Origin of the sequence: uncultured Campylobacter sp., assembly GCF_938045205.1 — a bacterium.
GTDB lineage: Bacteria > Campylobacterota > Campylobacteria > Campylobacterales > Campylobacteraceae > Campylobacter_B.
Genome location: NZ_CALIMY010000021.1, coordinates 1 through 4,708, shown reverse-complemented (window position 1 = coordinate 4,708; position 4,708 = coordinate 1). Strand labels below are relative to the sequence as shown.

The window sequence follows — 4,708 nt, the reverse complement described above, 5'->3', positions numbered from 1 at the left end:
CCGCATAAAATTTAAAAGTAGCGCAAAATTTTAAAATTTAATCTCGCGGCGCGAATTATACGGCGATCCGCAGCAGATACTCGATTTAAAATTTTATGCGATCGCGCCAGAGCCGTCGCGCTTGTGCCAGATTTGCCGCTGCGTTAAAATTTACTTCGGTTTTTTTGCTAAATTTAAGCTAAAAACGCTATAATCTCGTTTCTTTTATTTCGTGCGCTCGTAGCTCAGCTGGATAGAGCATTTGATTGCGGTTCAAAAGGTCGGGGATTCGAATTCCTCCGGGCGCACCATCCACAAATATCTTTTTAAACCGAGCTTCGCTATAATCCGTGAAATTTTAATCTTGGAGCAAAAATGAGAGCATTCGCCGAATGGGAAGAGCAAGAGGCGCTTTTGGCGTCTTTGCCGCACGCAAGTACCGACTGGGCGCCGTATTTGGGCGAGATACAGGCGGCTTATCGCAACTTTATCGTCGCCGCAGCGAGGTTCGAGCCGGTTGTCGCGATCGCGCCGAGCCGCGAGGATTTTGAGCAAATTTGCGGCGGCTTAGCAAACGTCAACTTCGCGCAAATCGACACCGACGATACATGGATCCGCGATTACGGCGCGATCGACGTGGAGGAGGGCGGCAAAATCACGGGACTAAATTTTCGTTTCAACGCCTGGGGCGGCAAATTTGCAAGCGCCAAGGACGACGCGTTAAATTCCAAGCTTTACGCCGCGAGCGAGCGCCCGCTGCGAGACGTAGATCTGATCTTAGAAGGCGGTAGCGTCGATTTTGACGGCGCGGGCACGATGCTAACTACCAGCGCGTGTTTGCTGAATGAAAATCGCAACTCCCTTAGCAAGGCCGAGCTGGACGCGCGGCTGCGTGAAATTTTCGGCCTAAGAAACATAATCTGGCTGGGACGCGGCTTCATCAAAGGCGACGACACCGATAGTCACGTCGATACCCTCGCGCGCTTTCTAAACCCGCGCACTGTGGCTATTTCGTCGTGCGACGATCCGAGCGATCTACACTATGCAGAGCTTGGCGCGATGAGGAATGAAATTTTATCGCTCGGATACGACGTGATCGAACTGCCGATCCCGCGCGCGATCCTTTATCAGGGGCGTAGGCTGCCTGCGACGTATGCAAATTTCGTCTTTTTAAACGGCGCGCTCATCGTACCTACCTACGCAGACCCCGCAGATCCGCATGATCCAAATCGCGCGGCGGACGAGCTGGCGCTGTCGCGTCTGCGTACGGCATGCGCGGATCGCGAAGTAGTGGGAGTGAATGCGCGCGTTTTCATCCGCCAAAACGGCTCGCTGCACTGCTCGTGCATGAATAAATTTAAACTTTAAATTTAGATCGAAGGAAAAATATGAAAATTTTAAAAGTTGGGCTGATTTCGCATAAATTTGAAGGAACTAAAGCGCGCACGATAGCGCGCAGTATCGAGCTCATCGCGCGTGCAGCGGCGAAGGGCGCGCAGTTAATCGTTTTGCAAGAGCTTCATCAGACGCATTATTTTTGCCAGCGCGAAAATACCGAAAATTTCGACTACGCGCAGGATTTTGAGCGCGATTTGCGGCTGTGGAGCGAGGTGGCGAAGAGATTTGGCGTCGTGCTGGTAAGCTCGCTTTTTGAGCGCCGCGCCGCGGGGCTGTATCACAATACCGCCGTGGTCTTCGAGCGCGACGGCTCTATCGCGGGTCGGTATCGCAAGATGCATATTCCCGACGATCCGCAGTTTTACGAAAAATTTTATTTCACGCCGGGCGATCTGGGCTTTGAGCCCATAGATACGAGCGTGGGGCGGCTCGGCGTGCTGGTGTGCTGGGATCAGTGGTATCCCGAGGCGGCACGCGCGATGGCGCTACGCGGTGCCGAGCTGCTCATATATCCGACCGCGATCGGGTGGTTCGACGGCGACGGCGAGGACGAAAAAGCGCGTCAGCTGGAGGCTTGGGTTGCGGTACAGCGCGGGCATGCAGTGGCAAACTCTCTACCCGTAGTCGCCGTAAATCGCGTGGGTTTTGAAAGCGCCGCGCTTAGCGAGATCTCACCGGATGAAATTTTATCCGGGAGTGAAGCAAATTTGAATATGCGCGATAAAATTTCGCGCTCCGCGGATGTGAGCAGCGAGAGTAAAATTTTAAGCGAGGGCGGAATTTTATCCTTTAATAACGAGGCGCTAACGGGTGGCGGCAAAATGGCGATCGGCGGCGAAATTTTGCCCGCGAAAAATGAGGCGGCGCGAGAGAATTTAAAAATTTCTATAGAGATTAAATTTAACGGCGAAACTTTAGAGGTGCTGCCGAATAAACAGCGCGTGGACCAGCTTGTCAGCGAAGAAGGGATTAGGTTTTGGGGTAATAGCTTTGTTTTTGGCGCGCAGGGCGAGCAGCTATTTCGCGCAAACAGCACCGACGAGCTATGCGAAGTCGTAGCGATCGATATGCAAAGATGCGAAAACGTGCGCCGTTGGTGGCCGTTTTTGCGCGATAGACGCGTAGAGAACTATGAAATTTTGACTAAGCGATACGGATTGTAGTCCCGTATCGCTAATAGATAGGGTTTATTGGGCGGCGCGTGGAAACGTGAGAATAAGTATTTAATTTATGCTATTAATTTTAATGTGCAAGGCGCCGTCAAAATACATCAAATAGAACGAGGCGGACTTAAAATTTTGATTTTAAAATGCCCGCAAAATCGGACTTTATAAATAAATTGTAAAAAATTTGCTAAAAACTATTGACAATTTTTAAATTTTTCTCTATAATTCTGCCAAGTTTCGCATATAGGTATGCGGGATGAATTTTATTTAAGGAGTAAACCATGAAAAAAGGTTTTACTATGATCGAGTTGATCTTCGTTATCGTTATTTTAGGTATTTTGGCAGCTGTTGCTATTCCAAGACTTGCAGCTACTCGTGATGATGCTGAGGTTTCTAAGGCAGCTAGCAATATTCAAACTATGGTAACAGATTTAGGTGCATATTATACATCTCAAGGAAATTTCTCTACTACTGTTAGCACTATGACAAATGTTGCTAATCCAGTAAAAGTTAAATCACTAGCTTGCTTTACGGCTAACACTCCTACTGCTGGTAATGATACAATATCTGTAACTGTGAACGATACTGGATTATGCGGTCAAGTATGGAGTATGCCAGGTCTATCACAAATTAAAACTAGAATTGATGCAGATACTGGTCTAAAATTTGGTGGTAAAAACGTTAACTATAACTAATATTTTAGTGTAGATATAGCTTTAAGGCTCTAGCTTTTGCTAGAGCCTTTTTTTATTTGTGTAAATATAAAATTTTGTATAATTTAATCTTTCTGAGAATTATTTATTAATTATTGGTATATTTAAAAATAATCTTGACTTTTAGTTACAGTTTTTGTATAATTAAAGTCTTTTTTTGATGGGGTATAGCCAAGCGGCAAGGCAATTGGTTTTGGTCCAATCATTCGGAGGTTCGAATCCTCCTACCCCATCCAATCGCGAATGCTGTTTTAAAATTCATTTGCGCTTCTTGTATCGCAGAGTAGAGCAGTGGTAGCTCGTCGGGCTCATAACCCGAAGGTCGGTGGTTCAAATCCACCCTCTGCAACCAATATCTTTAAATTTATATCACAGCATCGTGGCTTTAAAATTTTACTCTTGTCTTCATTGCGGTATAAGAAAAATGTGTTTTATCTAAATCAGAGGATTTTATCTACTAAATTTATTTTTAAACTAATAGCTTAAAATTCATAAAGTCATCAAATAAGATACATTAAACTCTTTAAACTGTAAAATTTGCCGATTCATCTAAAATCTATGATTTATATTGTGTCGCCGATCTTGTTAATAGCATTATAAAGTATTGAAAGGACTTAAATTTACACAGAGTTTCTATCGTGACGTTAAAATTTTAAAGGTTCAAGAAAAGTTAAAAATTCCTTGAAAGTTTTTAACTTATCTTGAGTCAAATTTTATTTATCCGTTCGCCTGCTCGCAAAGACGGAAGTTATGGATGCTTATTCTTCATCTATAATTATCCATCTTTTTCTAGATTCTTCATCGTATTGCTTTAAAATTTCTATTATTCTATTCTGCAATATTTGCAGGGTTTGCATATATTTTGTAGGAATTAGTTCAAAAATATCCTCTAATTCGCAGCACTCGATTATTATATCTATAATGCATTCATTAACCTTATTTTTTTCCAAATGCGTTGAGATATAGGGTGAAAACAAAATTCTTTGGCTTTCGTCTATGGTAATCGCTTTGTGTTCCAATGCCTGTAATGAGCCCAGCGCCATTAGTAAAATAGCCCTCTCATCCACAATATCAATATTTTTTTCTAGTATCATTCGGTCTCGCTCCGCCCGTATTTAATTTTATCTAAAATCATACAAACCTTCTCTTCGTCTATCTCTCCATAAAGGCAAGAGTTTGCCAGCTCAAATATGATCTCTTGCAAAATTTCATCCTCATATCCTATATCCTCGCGGCACTCGATTAAATTTGCCCACTCCTCAAGGAGATCATATGAAATTTATTTATCGACGACTCTATTTAAGATGTTTGCAATGGTATTTTGAGTTATCGTTACAAGTTCCGATTCGCTATCAAAGCCTATCTTTTCCAAGTTGCTTTTTATCGCGCTTATATCTTTAGTAAAATTTATCAAATTTAATAAAATATCTATTTTAGCCATCAATGCTGTAT

At 43.5% G+C, this 4,708-nt stretch carries 4 protein-coding genes and 3 tRNA genes; 6 read left to right on the top strand and 1 reads right to left on the bottom strand.

All coding sequences use genetic code 11. The features are described from left to right. Window positions 1-213: 213 nt before the first annotated feature. From Q0198_RS00930 to Q0198_RS00905, 6 genes are all read left to right on the top strand, one after another. A tRNA-Arg gene (locus tag Q0198_RS00930) sits at window positions 214-290 on the top strand. Window positions 291-354: 64 nt separating this feature from the next. Beyond that, window positions 355-1,347: an agmatine deiminase family protein gene (locus Q0198_RS00925; protein ID WP_297893952.1), complete on the top strand. Its 993-nt coding sequence runs from the start codon at window positions 355-357 to the stop codon at window positions 1,345-1,347. A 20-nt stretch (window positions 1,348-1,367) separates the two neighbouring features. After that, window positions 1,368-2,540: a carbon-nitrogen hydrolase gene (locus Q0198_RS00920; RefSeq protein WP_297893949.1), complete on the top strand. Its 1,173-nt coding sequence runs from the start codon at window positions 1,368-1,370 to the stop codon at window positions 2,538-2,540. A 284-nt stretch (window positions 2,541-2,824) separates the two neighbouring features. After that, entirely contained in the window at window positions 2,825-3,238 is a 414-nt protein-coding gene (locus tag Q0198_RS00915) for a prepilin-type N-terminal cleavage/methylation domain-containing protein (protein WP_297893947.1), read from the top strand. Window positions 3,239-3,417: 179 nt separating this feature from the next. Continuing rightward, window positions 3,418-3,492, top strand: a tRNA-Gln gene (locus tag Q0198_RS00910). A 41-nt stretch (window positions 3,493-3,533) separates the two neighbouring features. Next, a tRNA-Met gene (locus Q0198_RS00905) sits at window positions 3,534-3,608 on the top strand. A 406-nt stretch (window positions 3,609-4,014) separates the two neighbouring features. Here Q0198_RS00905 and Q0198_RS00900 read toward each other — a convergent pair. Further along, entirely contained in the window at window positions 4,015-4,350 is a 336-nt protein-coding gene (locus Q0198_RS00900) for a DUF3969 family protein (RefSeq protein ID WP_297893945.1), read from the bottom strand. Window positions 4,351-4,708: the final 358 nt, after the last annotated feature.